The sequence below is a fragment of the Lactobacillus nasalidis genome, from assembly GCF_016587775.1.
Taxonomy (GTDB): Bacteria; Bacillota; Bacilli; order Lactobacillales; family Lactobacillaceae; genus Lactobacillus; species Lactobacillus nasalidis.
On sequence record NZ_BOCG01000394.1, the window covers coordinates 1 to 2,099 of the forward strand.

Annotated in this window: 1 protein-coding gene and 1 pseudogene; one reads left to right on the top strand and one right to left on the bottom strand. The window is 53.1% G+C overall.

The window, feature by feature from the left end:
* A pseudogene (locus lacNas_RS07140) lies at positions 1-156 on the top strand (RNA-guided endonuclease TnpB family protein); the annotation flags it as partial.
* Between the two features lie 586 nt (positions 157-742).
* Here lacNas_RS07140 and lacNas_RS07145 read toward each other — a convergent pair.
* Positions 743-2,099: EAL domain-containing protein (locus lacNas_RS07145; RefSeq protein ID WP_201346733.1), on the bottom strand; the 1,357-nt coding region annotated here is incomplete at its 5' end.

Below are 2,099 nucleotides of genomic sequence, written 5' to 3' on the forward strand. Positions count from 1 at the left end.
CTTTACGGAAACAAGAAACATGGTACTAAACACAATGAGTACGTCTGCTATAACGAAAAATGCCCGAACTATGGCATAGTCGTAGATCGGGACAAGAATGCGATGCTTAGCCTTCTAGCGCTGGTTGAGCATCCAGAATTAAATCATGCGCTATAAATTTTAAAGAAAGGAGAGTTAATGGCTAAGGCCTTGGCCTTAGTCATGCGGGTTGGCTGTATCCGAGGATTGGCGAGAGCCTTTCCAAGAAGTTGCAAGAGTGGTGCTTCGGTACCTGCGCTGGTCAATGCGGTTACCCCCTTGTTGGGATATCGGAATACCGGTGATGACGGCAATAAGAAAAATGTCTGTATCCATGTCTTTGGACATACGTAGTCAAAAATTACTATTTGGCTACATTGCACACATTTTTTGCAGCAGATACTATTAAGGTTTCAGATACTGTGACAGGCCTCGAATACGATCAAGAAGCTGATGCAACTAAACTTTTCTTTAATAATGATGCTGATGTTTACTTGGAATATTGTGGGGACCTCACCTCTGCAATCAAGCCAGGTGACCATTTCACCAAAGAAATGCCTGTTGTTCAGTTAGGAAATAGCAGTATGTTTAGATTACCTACGTACTTCAAATATGTAGTAGATAATCCTGGATCATATCCATCATACTACTAACAACTAAATCACAAATACAAGAAAAGGCTTCCGCTTACCGCGGAAGCCTTTTGCTTATCTTCTTTTCTATCTTACCCGGTCAGGCCTTCAAAAGTATAAACGAAGGCATCGCGCTGGCTCTTTTGGTCGTGGGCCAGGTAGCGGACCTCCAGCAGGTACTGCTGGCCTTGGTGGTCAAAGACGCGGCTGACCGGATCCTTTTCCCGCCGGCTCTCACCCATCAAGGTCAAAAGCGTCTGTTTAAACACGGACTCCCGGCCGAGCTGCTCAATCACGTCTTCTTCCGGGCAGCCGTAGCCCGCCAGGGCCCGCCGGCAGCTCTCGTTCATGAAGCTGACGTGCACCCGCTGGTCGCTTCCGCGCTCCAGGATGCAGATCGGTAGCTTGATGCCGATATCCTCCTGGCCGGTCTGCTCAATCATCGGGTCAAAGAGAACGTTGACCTGGCTGATCGTATCATAGTAGCGGTTGCTGTCCGGGTCTTCCAGCTGACCTGCCTCCAGTCTCGCCAAAAATTCCGCCTCTGGAATCGGCTCAGAGAACAAGTAGCCCTGCTGGCGCTCGCAGCCGATTTCCCTGAGGAAGTCCGACTGCTCCTTGGTCTCCACCCCTTCACAGAGGGTGTGCATCCCCAGCTTTTTGGCCATGTCGACCACGATGGCCAGCAGGGTCTTGACCTTGGAGCGCTCGCTGAAGCCGCGCAGGAAGACCATGTCGATCTTCAAGAGGTCAAAATTGTACTCGTCCAGGTTGTTGAAGTTGGAGTAGCCGCTGCCAAAGTCGTCCATCCAGACCTCATAGCCGCTCTTATGGAAGTTGTCGATGGCCCGCTTCAACTCCTGAGGGTTGCTGGTCACCGTCGACTCCAGGATTTCTATCTTCAGCAGCTTGGCCGGCAGACCGTAATGCAGGCGGATTTTTTCAATCTCGGAAAAAATGTCGCAGACCTGGAAGTCAACCCGGGAGAGGTTGACCGAGATCGGGACCAAAGGCCGCTTCTCGCCTCTTCTTCTGGCCAGCATGGCGCAAACCTGGCGGATGATGGACAAGTCCAGCTTGTGAACCAGGTGGGCCTCTTCTAAGACCTCACTGAAAAAGCCCGGGCCCAGCACCCCGTACTTAGGGTCGACCCAGCGGGCCAGGGCTTCCGCCCCGCAAATCCGCCCGGTCAGGCTGCGGCTTTCCAGCTGGAAATACGGCCGGATCCAGCCCTTGTCCAGGGCCGTCTGGAAGTTCTCCAAGACGTAGCCCCGCCGGTCAAAGTCGGCCCGCACTTCCCGGTTGTAGAGCTGGTAGACCACGGCCCGGTTGTTCTTCATGTAGCGCAGGGCCCGCTTGGCCTTGTCGACCGCGGTCATCAAGCCCTCCTTGCTGTCCAGGTAGCGGTAGACGCCGGCCCGGATGCTGGCATCTTCGGTCCGGTTGAGT